Origin of the sequence: Massilia brevitalea (genome assembly GCF_030711405.1) — a bacterium.
GTDB classification, from domain to species: domain Bacteria; phylum Pseudomonadota; class Gammaproteobacteria; order Burkholderiales; family Burkholderiaceae_D; genus Telluria; species Telluria brevitalea.
The window spans coordinates 49,288-65,488 of the sequence record NZ_JAULSI010000016.1 but is presented as its reverse complement, the minus strand read 5'-3'; the positions used below and the strand labels follow the sequence as shown (position 1 = coordinate 65,488).

The following is a 16,201-nucleotide window of genomic DNA, read 5'->3' as shown; positions in this document are numbered from 1 at the left end:
ATTCCTTAGTGCGCCAGCAGCACCGGCAGTTGCGCGCGTTCGAGCAGCGTGCGGGTGACGCCGCCCAGCAGCAGTTCGCGGTAGCGGCTGTGGCCGTAGGCGCCGCTGACCAGCAGGCTGGCGCGCTCGGCGATGTCGAGCAGGGCCCGGCCCGGCGCCGCCGCGGTGCGCTCGACCACCACCTCGACCCGCACGCCATGGCGAGCAAGATAGGCGGCCGTGTCGGCGCCCGGCTCGTCGCCATGCAGGCCGGCCTCGCGCTCCGGATTCACCAGCGCCAGGCGCACCGTGTCCGCCGCCACCAGCAGCGGCAGGGCGGCGCCGATGGCGCGCAGCGCCGGCACGCTGCCGTCCCAGCCGGCCACGATCGTGCGCGCCAGGGGCTGGCCGGCGTAGGACCCCGGCACCACCAGCACCGGACGCGCGCTGTGCAGGCCAGGTATTGCGGCAGCGCGCGCTCGGCGCCGCCGCCCGGCCCGTCCTGGCCGGTAACCAGCAGGTCGGCGTAGCGTGCCTGCAGCAGCAGGGCGCCGCGGCTCTCGTCCTCGACCAGGCGTTCTTCCAGGGACGCCACGCCGAGCCGGCCCGCGCGTTCGGCAAAGCGCGCCAGGCTGGCGCGCGCCTGGGCGCGCAGGCCGTCGAATTCGTCGCTCGGCGCCACCGCCATCGAGCCGGTGAGCAGGGCATAGGCCGGCCAGCTCAGTCCCGTGCTGGCGCTGCCCACCAGGTGCGCGCCGTGCGCCTGCGCCAGCCAGGCCGCCGCCTGCAGGCGCGCGTCGAACTGCGGGCTGTCGTCCACATGCACGACGATGGTCTTGAACATGATGGGCCTCCTGTACGCCGCCCGCTTGGTGGCCGAGTTAGTAGCCCATTTAGCGGCCCGAGCCCTTGCCGCTTGCGCTGCGTACCACGATCTGCACCGCCGCCACCCGGTCGTGGCGCCGGAAGCGTGCCGCCGAGCCGGCCGGCTTGCGGCCGCGCGCGGCGGCGCCGACCAGCGCCAGGTCGGCCGTGAAGCGGTGCAGCGACAGGATGGCGTCGAGCGCGCCCAGTGCTTCGCGCCCGAGTTCGGTGTCGCCGGCCTCGATGCGCGGCGTGATGCGGTGCAGCGCGCACAGGGCCAGCGCGTTGTCGGCCAGGTGGGCCTGCAAATTGCCGTGGCCGGTGCATTCCATCAGCGTTTCTACATGGCGAAACGCCGCTTCGACCTCGGCCACCAGGAGCGGCCAGCCGGCGATGAACAGCGCGTCGGGCGCGGCCGCGAGCCGGGCGATGCGCGCGCACAGCAGCTTGCGGGCGTGGCGCATGGCGCTGCCGATCACCTGCGAACGGGCGTCGCTGCCGTTGCCACGCATCATGACCATCCCCCCACCTTGATCCAGCACTGGAAAGGGTCAGTTTCGGTGAGCTGCGAAGCAGGGGTTTGATCTAGATCAAAGTGCAGACCGCAGGTCGGGAATGCGGCGGCGAATTCCTTTCCTTGGTCCGAGTCGACGACCGTACAGGTCATTTGTATTTGTGCAAATGTAGTTGGGGCGTTAAAATTACCCGCTTTCAATGCGAACACCGGCGCAGTGCCGGGCGCATCGCCCTGAAAGGACAAAGACGATGAGTAAGCTCGCATCGCGCCGGCCCACGCGCCGGCAACCGCATCACCCCGGCATGACCGCCGGCGCAGGCTGAGGAACGGCATGCGTTTTCTACTGACCAACAACGACCTGCAATCCTGGCTGCTGGCAGTCGCGATCCTGGTGGCCGTGATCGTGCTGCTGTACGGCGTCAAGGCGCTGCTGCTGCGGCGCCTCACCCGCATTGCGCCGCACACCGACACCTACCTCGACGACCTGGCCATCAAGATCCTGGCCAGCACCCAGCCGCTCTTCATCTTCCTGATGGGCGTGCATGCCGGCGCCCAGGTCCTGAGCCTGCCGCCGCGCAGCGACAGCATCCTGCAGCACCTGTCGGTAACCGTGTTCCTGCTGCAGGCGGCGCGCTGGGGCGACGTCGGCATCAAGGGCTGGTTCCACCATTACCGCCTGCGCCGCAGCGCCGAGGACGCGGCCAGCACCACCTCGACCGCGGCGCTCGGCTTTGTCGCGCGCACCGCGCTGTGGATGGTCATCCTCTTGATGATCCTCGATAACTTCGGCGTCAACATCACGACCCTGGTGGCCAGCCTGGGCATCGGCGGTATCGCGGTGGCGCTGGCGATGCAGAACATCCTCGGCGACCTGTTTTCCTCGCTGTCCATCGTGCTCGACAAGCCCTTCGTGGTGGGCGACTTCATCATCGTCGACGACGTGCTCGGCACCGTGGAGTACGTGGGCCTGAAGACGACGCGCTTGCGCAGCCTGGGCGGCGAGCAGATCGTGTTCTCGAACAGCGACCTGTTGAAAAGCCGTATCCGCAACTACAAGCACATGCAGACGCGGCGCATCGTGTTCACGATCCGCACGCCTTACCAGGTCTCGAAGGCCCAGCTGCTGGCGGTGCCCGCCCTGCTGCGCGAAGCCGTCGAGCGGCAGGAGATGGCGACCTTCGACCGCGCCCACTTCAAGGGCTACGGCGCTTCGTCGCTGGAATTCGAGACCGTGTACTACGTGAAGAGCGGCGACTACGGCGTGTACATGGACGTGCAGCAGGCGATCAACATCTTCCTGTTCGAGCGCTTCGACGAGCAGGGTATCCCGTTCGCCTATCCGACCCAGCTGCTCAGGCTCGACGGGCCGGAGGAGTGGATGACGCCCGCGCGGCCCGAAGAGCCGCGCGCGGCCAACGGCTAGCCTGCGCATGGCCGGTTATAATGTGGCCCGCTTGCCGGAATGGCAAGCGCACATGGACACCGGAGATCGAAGAGATGGCGGAGGGGCAGGGGTTTCTGCTGACGCGGCACTGGCAGGACACGGACGCCGGCGTCGAGGTCGACTTCTGGCTGGCCACCGATGCCGGCCCGCGCCGCGTGCGCGTGGCGCCGCAGCCGGCGGTGACCTTCATCCCGCAAGAGCAGCGCGAGGCGGCCGAATTCGTGCTGCGTAGTGAGCGCGGCTGGGAACTGCGCGCTCTGCAACTGGCCGATTTCAACCACCGTCCGGTCGTCGGCCTGTATTGCCGCCATTACCGCCAGCTGCTGCGCCTGGAAAAGCGCCTGCGCATGCAGGGCGTGGCGGTCTACGAAGCCGACATCCGCCCGCCCGAGCGCTACCTGATGGAGCGCTTCATCACGGCGCCGCTCAGCTACACCGGCAACGAAGACCCGTCCGATCCGCGATTAATCACCGGCCAGGTGAAGCCGGCCCCCGGCTACCGCCCGAACTTGCGCCTGGTCTCGCTCGACATCGAAACCACCTCGACCGGCGAACTGCGCTCGATCGCGCTCGAGGGCTGCGGCCAGCGCCAGGTCTGGATGCTCGGCCCCCCGAACGGCGATGCAACCGGCCTCGATTTCGACTTCGATTACTGCGCCAGCCGCCCTGAGTTGCTGGATCGCCTGGAAGCCTGGTTCCGCCGGCACGACCCCGACGCCATCATCGGCTGGAACGTGATCCAGTTCGACATGCGCGTACTGCAGGAACACGCCGAGCGCTACAACCGCCCGCTGCGACTGGGCCGCGACGGCAGCGCCATCGAATGGCGCGAGCACAAGGGCGACGGAGAACACTACTTCATCTGCATCGCCGGGCGCCTGGTGATCGACGGCATCGAGGCGCTGCGCGCGGCCACCTGGAGTTTTCCGTCCTTCAGCCTGGAATCGGTATCGCAGAACTTGCTGGGCGAAGGCAAGGCCATCGACAATCCCTACGACCGCATGGCCGAGATCGACCGCATGTTCGCCGAGGACAAGCCGGCCCTGGCGCGCTACAACCTGCAGGACTGCGTGCTGGTGACGCGCATTTTTGAGAAGACCGCGCTGCTGGAATTCCTGCTGGAGCGCGCCAGCGTCACCGGCCTGGCGGCGGACCGCAGCGGCGGTTCCGTCGCCGCCTTCGAGCACCTGTACATCCCGCTGATGCACCGCCAGGGTTTCGTGGCGCCGAACGTGGGCGACGTGGCGGGCGGGGACAGCCCGGGCGGCTTCGTGATGGATTCGCGCTCCGGCCTGTACGACTCGGTGCTGGTGCTCGACTACAAGAGCCTGTATCCGTCGATCATCCGCACCTTCCTGATCGATCCGGTAGGCCTGGTCGAAGGATTGCGAGAGGAAGCCGGCGGCGCGGACACGGTGCCGGGTTTTCGCGGCGCGCGCTTTTCGCGCACCCGGCACTGCCTGCCCGGCATCGTGCGCGGCGTGTGGGAAGGGCGCGAAGCGGCCAAGCGTGACAGGAATGCGCCGCTGTCGCAGGCGCTGAAGATCATCATGAACGCCTTCTACGGCGTGCTCGGCGCCTACGGCTGCCGCTTCTTCGACCCGCGCCTGGCCTCGTCGATCACGCTGCGCGGCCACGCCATCATGCACCGCACGCGCGAACTGATCGAGGAAGCGGGCTACCAGGTGATCTATGGCGACACCGATTCCACCTTCGTCTGGCTCGGCGCCGCGCACGATGATGTGGACGCCGAACGCATCGGCCGCGGCCTGGTGGCGCAGGTGAACAGTTACTGGCAGACCCACCTGAAGCTGGAGCTGGGCCTGGACAGCGTGCTCGAACTCGAATACGAGGCGCACTACCGGCGCTTCCTGATGCCGACCGTGCGCGGTTCGGACGAGGGCAGCAAGAAGCGCTACGCCGGCTTGAGCGGCACGCCCGGCGGCGGGGAGCAGATGGTCTACAAGGGCCTGGAAACCGTGCGCACCGACTGGACGCCGCTGGCACGCGCCTTCCAGCAGGCGCTCTACCTGCGCATCTTCAAGAATCAGCCCTACGAGGACTATGTACGCGAGACCGTGGCGCGGCTGTTGAATGGCGAGTGCGACGACGAGCTGGTGTATCGCAAGCGCCTGCGGCGCCGGCTCGACGAATACGAGCGCAACGTGCCGCCGCACGTGCGCGCGGCGCGCATCGCCGACGACCACTACCTACGCCAGGGCAAGCCGGCGCTGTACCGCAAGGGCGGCGGCTGGATCCGCTACGTGATGACGGTAAACGGCCCCGAGCCGCTGGAAGCGCTGCGCTCGGCCATCGACTACGAGCACTACCTGACGCGCCAGCTGGAGCCGATCGCCGATGCGATCCTGCCCTTCCTCGATGACAGCTTCGCGCGGCTGACCAGCGGGCAGGGCGCGTTGTTCTGATCGTTTCGGCTGGATGCTGCATCGAACCGGTGGGTTCGAGAACCTACCCGGCGAGAATCCGCTCCAGCTGCTCCAGGTTCGCCGGCTTCACCAGGTGATGGTCGAAGCCCGCGCCCTTCGACAGCGTAAAATCGTGCGCCTGGCCATAGCCGGTCAGCGCGATCAGCAGCGCATCGCGGCTGGCCGGCCGCGAACGCAGTGCGCGCGCCAGCTGGTAGCCGTCGATGCGCGGCAGGCCGATGTCGAGGACATACGCTTCGGCAGCCGGGCCGGTATCGGTCGACAGCGCGGCCAGCAGCGCCTCGGCATCGTCGAACAGCGCCACCGTGTGCCCTTGCGCTTCGAGCGCGGCGGCCAGCGAGGCGCCGGCGTCGCGGTTGTCGTCGACCACGGTGATGCGCAGTGCCTTGCTAACAGCAGGACTTGCCGAAGCGCCAGCCAGGGCTGGCGCCTCCGCCGCCGGCGCCGCGATCGCCGGCAGGGTGACGGTAAACACGCTGCCCTGGCCTTGCCCCTCGCTGTCGGCGGTCACGCCGCCGCCGTGCAGCTGGGCGATGCTATTCACCAGCGTCAGGCCCAGTCCGAGTCCGCCCTGGGCCCGGTCCGGGGTACGCTCGCCCTGGGTGAACAGATCGAACACGTGCGGCAGCAGGCCGGGCGGGATGCCGCTGCCGTTGTCCGCCACCGACATCGCCGCCTGCCCATCCTGCACCTGCAGGGCCACGCGCAGGCTGCCGTGCTGCTGGGTGTACTTGGCGGCGTTGTTCAACAAATTCGACACCGCCTGCACCAGGCGCGTGCGGTCGCCGGACACGAACACCGGCGCCGGCGGCAGGTCGACCGCCAGGTCATGGTGGCGCGCCTCGATCAGCGGGCGCACCTGCTCGACGGCGCTGTCGATGACCGCGCCCAGCTCGACCGGCTCGCGCTCCATCTGCACCAGCCCGCGCGTGACGCGCGACACGTCCAGCAGGTCGTCGACCAGCTCCGTCATGTGGCGCACCTGGCGCTCGATGATCTCGCCGGCGCGCAGCGCGTAGGCGGTGTCGCCCTGGCGCAGGCGCAGCACCTGGGCCGCGGTGCTGATCGGCGCCAGCGGATTGCGCAGCTCGTGGGCCAGCATGGCGAGGAAGTCGTCCTTGCGCTGGTTGGCCAGGCGCAGCGCGTTCTCGGCCATCTTCTGGTCGTGGATGTCGGTGCAGGTGCCCATCCAGCGCACGATCTGGCCGCCGTCATCGCGCACCGGCAGCGCACGTCCCAGCACCCAGCGATAGTCGCCGCTGCGGTCGCGCAGGCGGTACTGGATCTCGTAGGTGTCGCCCGTATCCAGGCTGTGGCGCCAGGCGGCCCAGGCACGGTCGCGGTCCTCGGGGTGGAACACGTCGGCCCAGTGCGTGCCGTCGGTGCTGCCCGGGACCATGCCGGTGAACTCGTACCAGGGGTCGTTGTAGTAGTCGTGGAAGCCGTCGGGCAGCGTCGACCACACCATCTGCGGCATGGCGTTGGTGATGGTGCGGAACATGGCCTCGCTGGCGGCCAGCGCAATTTCGGTGCGCAGGCGCTGGCTGGCCGTGTGGGTGCGCTCGGCCACTTCGCGCATCAGGGCCAGGTCTTGCGCCGACCAGTCGCGCGGGCCGGCCGCGTTCACGAAGATCAGGGCCACCAGCTGGTCGTCCTCGACCACCGGCAAGTCGACAAAGGCCGAGGCGCTCAGGGCCGTCAGCGATTCGGCCGCGTCCAGGGTGCGCGGGTCGGCAAAGGCATCGCGCACCACCACCGGGCGGTTGGCGCGCAGCTCGTCGACGAAGTTGCCGAACTGGCGCAGGTCGATGGCGCCGGCCAGGCTTTCGACGCCGTCGGCGCACCAGTCGCGGTCGATGTGCACGGTGTCGCCGGCGGCGCCGATCAGGCCGAAGCCGGCGCGGCTCACGCCCAGGGTCTCGCCCAGGATGCGCGCGGCGCACCAGCCGATGTCCTCGGGCGTACGCAGCTCGCGCAGTTCGTCGGTCAGGCGCGCCAGCGCATCGCGCCGCAGCTCGCCCAGCACGCGCTCGGTCACGTCGGAGCCGAGCACCAGCACGCCGCTCACCCCGCCCGAACGCGCGCGCACCGGCTGGAACACGAAGTCGACGTAGCGCTCGACCACAGGGCCGCCGGGCAGGGCCTGCACCGCGTAGCGCGCGCCGTTGGCGGCGTAGGGCACGCCGTCGCGGTAGACCTGGTCGAGGATGTGGACATAGCCCTGGGTGGCGGCGTCATCCAGCGCCTCCGCGATGCGGCGGCCGACGATGTCGCGCCCGCCCACCAGGCGCTGGTAGCCGGGGTTCACGAACTCGACCACGTGCGCCGGCCCGTGCAGCAGGGCCATGCACATCGGCGCTTCCTGAAACAGCGCGGCGAACTGGCGCCTGCTCTGGTAGTCCTGGTCGTCGTTGTCGGCCTGGGTCATGCGTTCATGCGTTAGGGGTGAGTGAAGAGGTCGCCGGTTGGCTCAGGCGTCATGATACCTGCTGCGCGCCGGTCGCGTGCGACCCGCGGGCCACAAGATCATTACAATCGGGCATCCAACCACAAGCGGGGCAGGCACCATGGAATGGCTTTCCGATCCGAACCTCTGGGTGGGTTTCCTGACCCTTGTCGTACTCGAGATCGTCCTCGGCATCGACAACCTGATCTTCATCGCGATCCTGGCCGAAAAGCTGCCGCCGCACCAGCGCGACAAGGCGCGCCTGCTGGGCTTGAGCCTGGCCATGCTGATGCGCCTTGGCCTGCTGACCATGATCTCCTGGATCGTGTCGCTGACCGAACCGCTGTTCACGATGGGCAGCCTGAGTTTCTCCGGGCGCGACCTGATCCTGCTGCTGGGCGGGCTGTTCCTGCTGTTCAAGGCGACCGTGGAGCTGCACGAGCGGGTGGAAGGCAAGACCCAGCTGCACACCGGGCCGGTGGAATTCGCCGCCTTCGGCGTGGTGGTGGCCCAGATCATCGCGCTCGATGCCGTGTTCTCGCTCGACTCCGTCATCACCGCGGTCGGCATGGTCGACTCGCTCGCCGTCATGATGGCGGCGGTGGTGGTGTCGATGGGCGTGATGCTGTTCGCCTCGAAGCCGCTGACGCGCTTCGTGAACGCGCACCCGACGGTGGTGGTGCTGTGCCTGAGCTTCCTGCTGATGATCGGCCTGGCGCTGATTGCCGAAGGCTTCGGCTTCCATATTCCGAAGAGCTACCTGTACGCGGCGATCGGCTTCTCGGTGCTGATCGAGGCCCTGAACCAGCTGGCGCGGCGCAACTTCGCCAGGCACCAGTCGCACCTGCCGCTGCGCGAGCGCACCGCCGACGCCGTCCTGCGCATGCTCGGCGCGACGCCTGCCTCGACTGCGGCCGTAGCCGTGGCGGGCAAGGGCGCGGCCCAGGAAGGCGGCTTCGAGCCGGAAGAGCGCAACATGGTCAGCGGCGTACTAAGCCTGTCGCAGCGCTCGATCCGCTCGATCATGACGAATCGCTCCGACATCTCCTGGATCGACCTCGACGCCGACGCCGCCACCATCCGCACCCAGCTGCTCGACACCCCGCACGGCTTCTTCCCGGTATGCCGCGGCGAACTAGACGAGATCGTCGGCGTGGCGCGCGCCAAGGACCTGATGGCCGACCTGGCCCATGCCGGCAGCATCGACCCGGCCCACGTGCGCCCGCCGATCATCGTGCCCGACGCCAGCGGCGTGCTGCAGGTGATGGACACGCTGAAGCGCTCGCACGGCCAGGTGGTTCTGATCGCCGACGAGTACGGCACCATCCAGGGCCTGGTGACGCCGATCGACATCCTGGAAGCGATTGCCGGCGAATTCCCCGACGAGGACGAACTGCCGGTGGTGCGCGAGGAGGGGCTGGGCCGCTGGCGCGTGGACGGCAGCGCCGATCTGCACTACCTGGAACAGGTACTCGGGACCGATGCCCTGGTGAGCGAGAACGACGACTACACTTCGCTGGCCGGTTTCATGCTGGAACGCTTCGGCACGCTGCCGGAAGTCGGCCAGGCGGTCGAACTCGACGACCTGCGCTTCGAGGTGGCCGAGGTGCTGGACCGGCGCATCGCCACGGTGCTGGTTACGCGCAGCACGCCGCCGCTGCGGCAGGCGCGCATGCCGCAAGGCTGAAGCGTAGGACTGAGGCGCGCGCGGATGAGGGCAGGAACCCCGGGCAACCCGGGGCCTTGTACGCTCAGACCGGGATAATCGAAGTACCGCCGGCCACCGAACCGTAGTTCTGCAAATCCTTGAACGGCAGGCGGCGCTCGTTGAGGGCAGCCAGGATGGCGGCCAGCTGCTCCTCGTCCGGCGAGATGTAGACGATTACCTGGTCGATCTCGTTTTCCCAGTAGGGCGTGTAGGGCACGCCGGTTTCGGGCATGACCTTGGCGACGAAGCTGCCGTCCTGGAGTTCGGCGAAGACGGTGACGAGGACGGCGGAAGTGGTGGTGTTGTTGACAGTAAGGTCCATGGTGCTCCAATGCTGGTTGACGAATGGCGCCGGCCGGTGCCCTGCCTGCGGGGCCCGGCCGCCCGCGATGGCTTCATCTTCCACGCAAACGCGGCAGGGCGGCGCAGCTTTGCCGCTCGTCAATTCGACGCTGATGGCGCCTTCTTAATGGTGCAGCGTGAGCGCATTCGCACGCAGGTACTCGTCGAGCGCTCCGATCGATGGCGTGCCGGCCGCCAGCCCGACATAGGTGTCCGGCCGCAGCAGGTAGATGGCGTCGCGCGCCAGGCCGGCGTGGGCGCAGGCGTCGCTCCATGCGAACTGGCGCAGCGTCACGCGCTGGCGGTCGCACCATTGCATCAGCTCGGGTTGCGCCTGCCCGTACACGTGGGCCTGCCATGCCGGTTTGGGCAACGGGGCGTAGTTGTCCGGCGCCGTATCCCCGTCGCCGAAGCGGACCCAGGGCAGGCGGTCGCCGCCATGGGTCTTGCCGGCCGTGCCCGCATTCAGCGGCGCATGGCGGTAATGGATCACCGTCTGCGAAATCGTGCGGAAAAAGAACTCGCGCGTGAACGGCAGCCTGGCCAGGAGCGGCAGCAGGCGCGGCGCCACGCCGGTGCGCACGATCTCGGCTACCGGCCCGTCGGCGGTAATGAAGCTGAATACGCGGTCGGTGGTGTCGACCAGGCGCCGCGCAAATGGCAGGCGCTCGACCTCGTAGCTGTCGAGCAGGGCGTCGGGCGCGCGGCCCTGCACCACGGCGGCCAGTTTCCAGGCCAGGTTGATGGCGTCGCCGATGCCGGTGTTCATGCCCTGGCCGCCGGCCGGGCTGTGGATGTGGCCGGCGTCGCCGACCAGGAAGGCGCGCCCGCGCCGGAAGCGCTCGGCCACGCGGTGGTGCACGCGGTAGGTCGAGAACCAGTTTACCTTGTGCACGCTGATCATCAAATTGTCGATGGCGCGGCCGCTGGCGTCGGCAAAGCTCAGCGTTTCGGCATGGTCGGCGCGCTCGTCGCGCACGGTGCCGACCAGGCGCCCGGCCCCGCGCGGCGCCATCGCGAACACGGCCAGGATGTCGGATTCGTCGAGGTCGATGTTCAGTTCGCCATTCAGGGCCGGGCTCTCGCCCTCGATGTCGGCCACGTAGAACACCTGGCGGTAGGTGCCGCCGGGGAAGCCGGCGCCGATGATCTCGCGCACCTTCGAGCGCGCGCCGTCGCAGCCGACGATGTAGCGCGCCTCGCACTGCTCCTCGTTGCCGGCCGCGTTGCGCAGTTGGGCGACGACCGCATCGCCGTCCTCGCGAAAGCCTTCCAGCGTGCACTGCCGCTCGACCTGCACGCCGGCCGCCTGCAGGCGCGAACACAGCATGCGCTCGTGCCGGTCCTGCGGGTAGATCTGCAGGAAGGGGTAGGGCGTGACGCCGGCGCCAATCGCCCCGAGCTCGATGCGCGCCTTGTGCTCGCCCTCGGCCCAGACATTGAAGGCCTCGACCGCATAGCCGTCGTCGAGCACGGGCAGGGTGAGGTCGAGCTCGCGGTAGAGTTCGAGCGTGCGCGCCTGCACGGCCAGCGCGCGCGAGGTGGTGCCGGGGCCGGGCGCCTGGTCGACGATGCGCACGTCGACGCCCATGCGGTTCAGCCACAGCGCCAGCACCAGGCCGCTGGGGCCGGCGCCGACGATCAGGACCTGGGATTGCGTCATCGCACACCTCCATCGGCCGCGCCGGAAGGATTGCCGGCTCTTCAAACGATTAGACCCGTCATGCCTGCACTTGAGTTCCCGCGCGCACCCCGTGCGTGCAGCGCAAGCACAAAACAATGGCGCGTGCCCACGAATTGGGCATCTTGCGCGCGAATTGATCCAAAAACAAGCATAAAAATGCTTTACGTTAACACTTTGATACGTTTGTAATCCCTGTCTTACACCTTGGGGGCACGCGTGCCGATTCACCTCGAAAAGCCCAGTCTGGATAATTCTGGTAATCAATCAACAAGAACCGGACCTGCATTCCATGACGCCTTCGTACGTTACCGATGTTCCTGAAGTCGCCCGCGCCAGCACTGCCGCCCATCAGGCGGCAACGCCGGCCAAGGACCTGTATTTCGGGCTCCAGGCCGACCCGCTGGGCCATGCCCGCGCTGCCGAAGCCTTCCTGCGCGAACAGATCGCCGCCGTCCAGGCGATTCCCGCCGACTTGCCGCCCACGCTGGCGCAACTGCCGGCCTGGATCCAGGCCCGTACCGACGCCGTCGGCCTCGAATACCGCGACTACCTGAACGCGCGCAAGGCCGGCGCCCCGCGCCGCTACTTCGGCAACCGCGCCCATGCCCTGAACTTCCTGAAGGCGGCCGCGCCGACCAAGCTGGTCGACGGCGCCTGGCTGTACGGCATGCTGCGCCACTGGGACAACCCGGACTTCCATCCGCTCATCAAGACCTACCTCGAAGAGCTGGGCGAAGGCGTGCCGGACAAGAACCACGTGACCATCTACCGCAAGCTGCTGGCCACCCACGCCTGCGACGGCTGGGAGCAACTGAGCGACAACCACTTCCTGCAAGGCGCGATCCAGCTGGCCCTCGGCCACAGCGGCGACCGCTTCCTGCCTGAGATCATCGGCTACAACCTCGGCTACGAGCAATTGCCGCTGCACCTGCTGATCACCTCGTACGAGCTGAACGAATTCGGCATCGACCCGTATTACTTCACGCTGCACGTGACGGTCGACAACGCCGCCACCGGCCACGCCCAGAAAGCCGTGCAGGCCCTGGTCGATTTGATGCCGCGCGTGGGCGACCGCGCCGCGTTCTACCGCCGCGTGCTCGACGGCTACCGCCTGAACGAACTGGGCGCCAGCACGAATTCCGTGATCGCCGACTTCGACCTGCAGGACGAGCTGGTCGACATCCTGGTGCAGAAGGCCGTGGTCGGCAAGAACATGCACTCGGACTACTGCCGCGTGGCCGGCCGCTCGGTCAACGACTGGCTGGCGGTGCCGGCCCAGGTGCCGGGCTTCCTGACTGCGCTGGAGGGCGCCGGCTGGATCAAGCGCGGCGAAGACGTGGAGAACAGCCGCTTCTGGCGCCTGATCCACGGCGAGCGCGCCGAGATGTTCGGCGTGTTCAGCGCCTACGAACAGCAGGTGCTGAAGGACTGGATCCTGTCGGCGCCGGACGGCCGGGAAGGCGCCAGGGAGCCGCGCATGCTGACCCACCGCGCGCGCCAGCGCACCATGGACAACCTGAGCCAGCACCAGGACCGCAGCAGCAGCTTCCCGGAGCGCGGCCTGATCCGCCGCCGCGCCGGCCGCGACCTGGAAACCGGCAACGAACTGGCGCTGCTCGAACAGCAGGTGGCCGGCGCCGCCGGCAAGAGCGAGGCGATGCAGCTGTTGGGCGAACTGATGTCGCCGGCCCACCACCACAGCGCGGCCGGCCTGATGGCGACGCGCATGTACACCAAGCTGCTCGATATCTAAGCGCTTGCACGTTTTCGGCAGCCGGTGCGTCCGCTGGGAGCGCACCGGCTGTCTCCGTATCCGCAACAAGACCCAAACGCATCAGCTTCAACATACTAATTAGAGAACGATAGGGACATCCTCGTGCACATCCTTGAACAACGATTCCTCCGTGGCCCCAACCTCCACGCCGATACCCCCTGCCTGCTGAGCGTCATCGACCTGGAAGACCTGTACGGCGTCTCCTCGAAAGACATCCCCGGCTTCAACGAGGCGCTGCTGGCCATGCTGCCTTCGCTGCACGGCCAGCCGCTGCCGACCGGCCAGTCCGGCGGCTTCGCCCAGCGCCTGCGCGCCGGCACCTATCTCGCGCGCGTGGTCGAGCAGGTGACCCTGACCCTGCAATCGATGGCCGGCCCGCTGGTGGTGTATGGCCGCACCCGCCCCAGCGCCGGCCGTCCGGGCCAGTTCCGCATCGTTGTCCAGTACGCCGTCGAGAAGCTGGCCGAGCCGGCCTTCCAGCTGGCGGTCGACCTGGTCACGGCGCTGGCGCTGGGCGAGGAGTTCGATATCGAGTCGCGCCTGAAGGAACTGCGTTCGCTCGCGTCGCGCTATGCGATCGGCACCAGCACCGCGGCGGTACTGGCCGCGGCCCACGAGCGCGGCATCCCGACCTCGCGCATCACCGACGACGCCAATCTGTTCCAGCTCGGCTGGGGCTCGAAGCAAAAGCGCCTGCAGGCGACCACCACCGGCGACACCAGCTACGTCGCCGTGAAGATCGCCAGCGACAAGCAGCTGACCAAGGCGCTGCTGATGGAAGCCGGCGTGCCCGTGCCGGAAGGCGCTACCGTCACCACCGTCGAGGAAGCCCAGCGCGTGGCGCGCCGCGTCGGCAAGCCGGTCGCCCTCAAGCCGCTCGACGGCAACCAGGGCAAGGGCGTGACCACCAACTGCGCCACGCCCGAAGACGTGGCCAAGGCCTTTGAATTCGCGCGCCAGTACGGCCGCAAGATCATCGTCGAACGCTCGGTGGAAGGGCGCGACTACCGCGTGCTGGTGGCCGGCGGGCGCATCGCCGCCGCCTCCCTGCGCCGCCCGGCCCATGTGATCGGCGACGGCGTCAGCACCATCCTTGAACTGGTCGAGATCGAGAACCAGAACCCGTCGCGCGGCAGTGGCCACAGCAATGTGCTGACCCGCCTGGCGCTCGACGCCCACGCCGAGGACATGTTGCGCCGCCAGGGCTATGTGCCCGACGCCGTGCCGGCCGCCGGCGTCTGCGTCGAATTGCGCAGCAACGCCAACCTCTCCACCGGCGGCACCGCCGAGGACGTGACCGATTTGCTGCCGGAAACCACGCGCGCCCTGTGCGTGCGCGCCGCCAGCAAGATCGGGCTGGATGTGGCCGGCATCGACATCGTCTGCCACGACATCTCCCAGCCGCTGGACGAGCAGGGCGGCGCCGTCATCGAAGTCAACGCCGCGCCGGGCATCCGCATGCACCAGCACCCGAGCAAGGGCGCGCCGCGCGACGCCGGCGAAGCCATCGTCGACGGCCTGATGGGGCCATCGAACGGGCGCATTCCACTGGTCGCCGTGACCGGCACCAACGGCAAGACCACCACCACCCTGATGATCGCCCACGCCGCGCGCGTGGCCGGCCTGGGCACGGGCGTCACCACCACCGAGGGCGTGTTCGTCAACGGCAAGCGCCTGGTCAAGGGCGACTGCACCGGCTACTGGTCGGCGCGCACCGTGCTCTCCGCCCCGGACGTCGACTTCGCCGTGCTCGAAACGGCGCGCGGCGGCATCCTGAAGCGCGGCCTGGCGTTCGACCAGTGCGACGTCGGCGTGGTGCTGAACGTCTCGCCGGACCACCTGGGGCTGGACGGGGTCGAGACCATCGAGGACCTGGCGCAGGTGAAGGCGGTGGTCGCGTCGTCGGCTTCGCGCGCGCTGGTGCTGAACGCCGAGGACGCGCTGTGCGTGGCGATGGTGCGCCGCGCCAAGCCGGGCGCCGAGGTCGTGTTCTTCTCGATGGAGCCGGAGAATCCGGTGCTGCTCAAGCACATCGAGGACGGCGGGCGCGGCACCTATTTCCAGGACAACGCCATCGTAATCGCCGACGGCATGCGCCAGCTGGAACTGATGCGCGTCGAGAGCATGCCCGCCAGCTACGGCGGCCGCGCGCGCTACAACATCGCCAACGCGCTGGCCGCTGCAGCGGCGCTGATGGCTTCGGGCTTCTCGAACACGCAAATCGCGGCCGGGTTGTCGACTTTCGTCTCGGACAGCAAGACCAATCCGCTGCGCACCAACGTGTTCGACGTACGCGGCGTGACCGTGATCGTCGACTACGCGCACAATGCGGCGGCCTACGCTGCCCTGGCCGAAATGGCGCGCGCGCTGCTGCCGGGGCAACTAATCGGCATCGTCACCGCACCTGGCGACCGCCGCGACAGCGATCTGATCCAGATCGGCGAGGTCTGCGGCGAGCGTTTCGACGAGCTGGTGGTGTACGAATCGCAAAGCCGCGGACGCCCGGTGGGCGGGGCGGTGGACCTGATCATCCAGGGCGCCGAGAACGTAGTGGGGCCGTCGGATACGCTGCACCGCGAGATCGAAGTCGACAAGGCGATTCGTCACGGCCTGAGCCTGTGCAGTGCAGGGGATGTGCTGGTGTTTGCGTGCGGCTCGTCGCTGCAGGTGTTCATCGATGCGCTGCGGTTAGATGATCCGGAGAGTGCGGACAGGATTGCTGCGCAGACTGTTTGAGTACTCCAGTATCGTAGGGAAAAGGCTCCGGAAACGGAGCCTTTTTTTATTGGCGATGGTTGTAAATCATCGTTGGCCGTTGTGAATCGTAGGGTGGGCACTTGTGCCCACGCGGTTGTACCGATGACGTGCCCCACGATATGCCAACATACGAGATCGCCGAGCAGACGGATCGGTTTGCAGCAGCAGCGCCGACGATCAAGCAAGAAACCGCGTGGGCACGAGTGCCCACCCTACCACAGTAGCATCGCCGCGCAGCG

General features: G+C 68.2%; 12 protein-coding genes. 5 read left to right on the top strand and 7 right to left on the bottom strand.

The annotated features are described in order from the left end of the window. Positions 1–5: 5 nt before the first annotated feature. Genes QWL29_RS12115 through QWL29_RS12100 form a run of 4 tightly spaced genes read right to left on the bottom strand, consistent with a single transcriptional unit; the run spans position 6 to position 1,693 of the window. Positions 6–344 (bottom strand): universal stress protein, encoded by a 339-nt coding sequence (locus tag QWL29_RS12115; RefSeq protein WP_305823146.1) that lies wholly within the window; start codon positions 342–344, stop codon positions 6–8. Further along, positions 269–823: a universal stress protein gene (locus QWL29_RS12110; protein ID WP_305823145.1), complete on the bottom strand. Its 555-nt coding sequence runs from the start codon at positions 821–823 to the stop codon at positions 269–271. Before QWL29_RS12110 ends, QWL29_RS12115 begins: the two co-directional genes overlap by 76 nt. Before the next feature lie 49 nt (positions 824–872). Next, on the bottom strand, positions 873–1,364 hold the full coding sequence (locus QWL29_RS12105; RefSeq protein WP_305823144.1) for a hemerythrin domain-containing protein: 492 nt from the start codon (positions 1,362–1,364) through the stop codon (positions 873–875). Continuing rightward, on the bottom strand, positions 1,355–1,693 hold the full coding sequence (locus QWL29_RS12100) for a hypothetical protein (RefSeq protein WP_305823143.1): 339 nt from the start codon (positions 1,691–1,693) through the stop codon (positions 1,355–1,357). The genes QWL29_RS12105 and QWL29_RS12100 overlap by 10 nt, the downstream gene beginning before the upstream one ends. Here QWL29_RS12100 and QWL29_RS12095 point away from each other — a divergent pair. Together QWL29_RS12095 and QWL29_RS12090 are read left to right on the top strand one after the other, a co-directional pair. Beyond that, on the top strand, positions 1,692–2,783 hold the full coding sequence (locus QWL29_RS12095; protein ID WP_305823142.1) for a mechanosensitive ion channel family protein: 1,092 nt from the start codon (positions 1,692–1,694) through the stop codon (positions 2,781–2,783). The two genes, QWL29_RS12100 and QWL29_RS12095, sit on opposite strands and share 2 nt — an antisense overlap. Before the next feature lie 74 nt (positions 2,784–2,857). Next, positions 2,858–5,230: a DNA polymerase II gene (locus tag QWL29_RS12090; RefSeq protein WP_305823141.1), complete on the top strand. Its 2,373-nt coding sequence runs from the start codon at positions 2,858–2,860 to the stop codon at positions 5,228–5,230. A 43-nt stretch (positions 5,231–5,273) separates the two neighbouring features. Here the strand turns inward: QWL29_RS12090 and QWL29_RS12085 are convergent, their stop codons facing one another. After that, on the bottom strand, positions 5,274–7,679 hold the full coding sequence (locus tag QWL29_RS12085) for a hybrid sensor histidine kinase/response regulator (RefSeq protein WP_305823140.1): 2,406 nt from the start codon (positions 7,677–7,679) through the stop codon (positions 5,274–5,276). 139 nt (positions 7,680–7,818) lie between these two features. Between QWL29_RS12085 and QWL29_RS12080 the strand changes: the two genes are divergently transcribed. Then, positions 7,819–9,384, top strand: coding sequence for a TerC family protein (locus QWL29_RS12080; RefSeq protein ID WP_305823139.1), 1,566 nt, complete (start codon positions 7,819–7,821; stop codon positions 9,382–9,384). 64 nt (positions 9,385–9,448) lie between these two features. Here the strand turns inward: QWL29_RS12080 and QWL29_RS12075 are convergent, their stop codons facing one another. Both QWL29_RS12075 and QWL29_RS12070 read right to left on the bottom strand, forming a co-directional pair. Continuing rightward, positions 9,449–9,727 carry a hypothetical protein gene (locus tag QWL29_RS12075; protein ID WP_305823138.1) on the bottom strand — a complete coding sequence of 93 codons (279 nt, stop codon included), beginning with the start codon at positions 9,725–9,727 and terminating at the stop codon, positions 9,449–9,451. Between the two features lie 144 nt (positions 9,728–9,871). Further along, a complete protein-coding gene (locus tag QWL29_RS12070; protein ID WP_305823137.1) occupies positions 9,872–11,410 on the bottom strand; it encodes an FAD-dependent monooxygenase in 1,539 nt (512 codons plus the stop codon). 310 nt (positions 11,411–11,720) lie between these two features. On the opposite strand from QWL29_RS12070, the gene QWL29_RS12065 reads away from it, so the two are divergent. Together QWL29_RS12065 and cphA are read left to right on the top strand one after the other, a co-directional pair. Further along, the gene (locus QWL29_RS12065; RefSeq protein WP_305823136.1) at positions 11,721–13,184 is read left to right on the top strand and encodes an iron-containing redox enzyme family protein; all 1,464 of its coding nucleotides are present in this window, start codon (positions 11,721–11,723) and stop codon (positions 13,182–13,184) included. Positions 13,185–13,307: 123 nt separating this feature from the next. Continuing rightward, the gene (gene cphA, locus QWL29_RS12060) at positions 13,308–15,941 is read left to right on the top strand and encodes a cyanophycin synthetase (RefSeq protein ID WP_305823135.1); all 2,634 of its coding nucleotides are present in this window, start codon (positions 13,308–13,310) and stop codon (positions 15,939–15,941) included. Positions 15,942–16,201: the final 260 nt, after the last annotated feature.

Coding starts and splice junctions, on each gene's coding strand:
- QWL29_RS12110 (WP_305823145.1), bottom strand. CDS start 823: ATGTTCAAGACCATCGTCGTGCATGTGGACGACAGCCCGCAGTTCGAC.
- QWL29_RS12105 (WP_305823144.1), bottom strand. CDS start 1,364: ATGGTCATGATGCGTGGCAACGGCAGCGACGCCCGTTCGCAGGTGATC.
- QWL29_RS12095 (WP_305823142.1), top strand. CDS start 1,692: ATGCGTTTTCTACTGACCAACAACGACCTGCAATCCTGGCTGCTGGCA.
- QWL29_RS12100 (WP_305823143.1), bottom strand. CDS start 1,693: ATGCCGTTCCTCAGCCTGCGCCGGCGGTCATGCCGGGGTGATGCGGTT.
- QWL29_RS12090 (WP_305823141.1), top strand. CDS start 2,858: ATGGCGGAGGGGCAGGGGTTTCTGCTGACGCGGCACTGGCAGGACACG.
- QWL29_RS12085 (WP_305823140.1), bottom strand. CDS start 7,679: ATGACCCAGGCCGACAACGACGACCAGGACTACCAGAGCAGGCGCCAG.
- QWL29_RS12080 (WP_305823139.1), top strand. CDS start 7,819: ATGGAATGGCTTTCCGATCCGAACCTCTGGGTGGGTTTCCTGACCCTT.
- QWL29_RS12075 (WP_305823138.1), bottom strand. CDS start 9,727: ATGGACCTTACTGTCAACAACACCACCACTTCCGCCGTCCTCGTCACC.
- QWL29_RS12070 (WP_305823137.1), bottom strand. CDS start 11,410: ATGACGCAATCCCAGGTCCTGATCGTCGGCGCCGGCCCCAGCGGCCTG.
- QWL29_RS12065 (WP_305823136.1), top strand. CDS start 11,721: ATGACGCCTTCGTACGTTACCGATGTTCCTGAAGTCGCCCGCGCCAGC.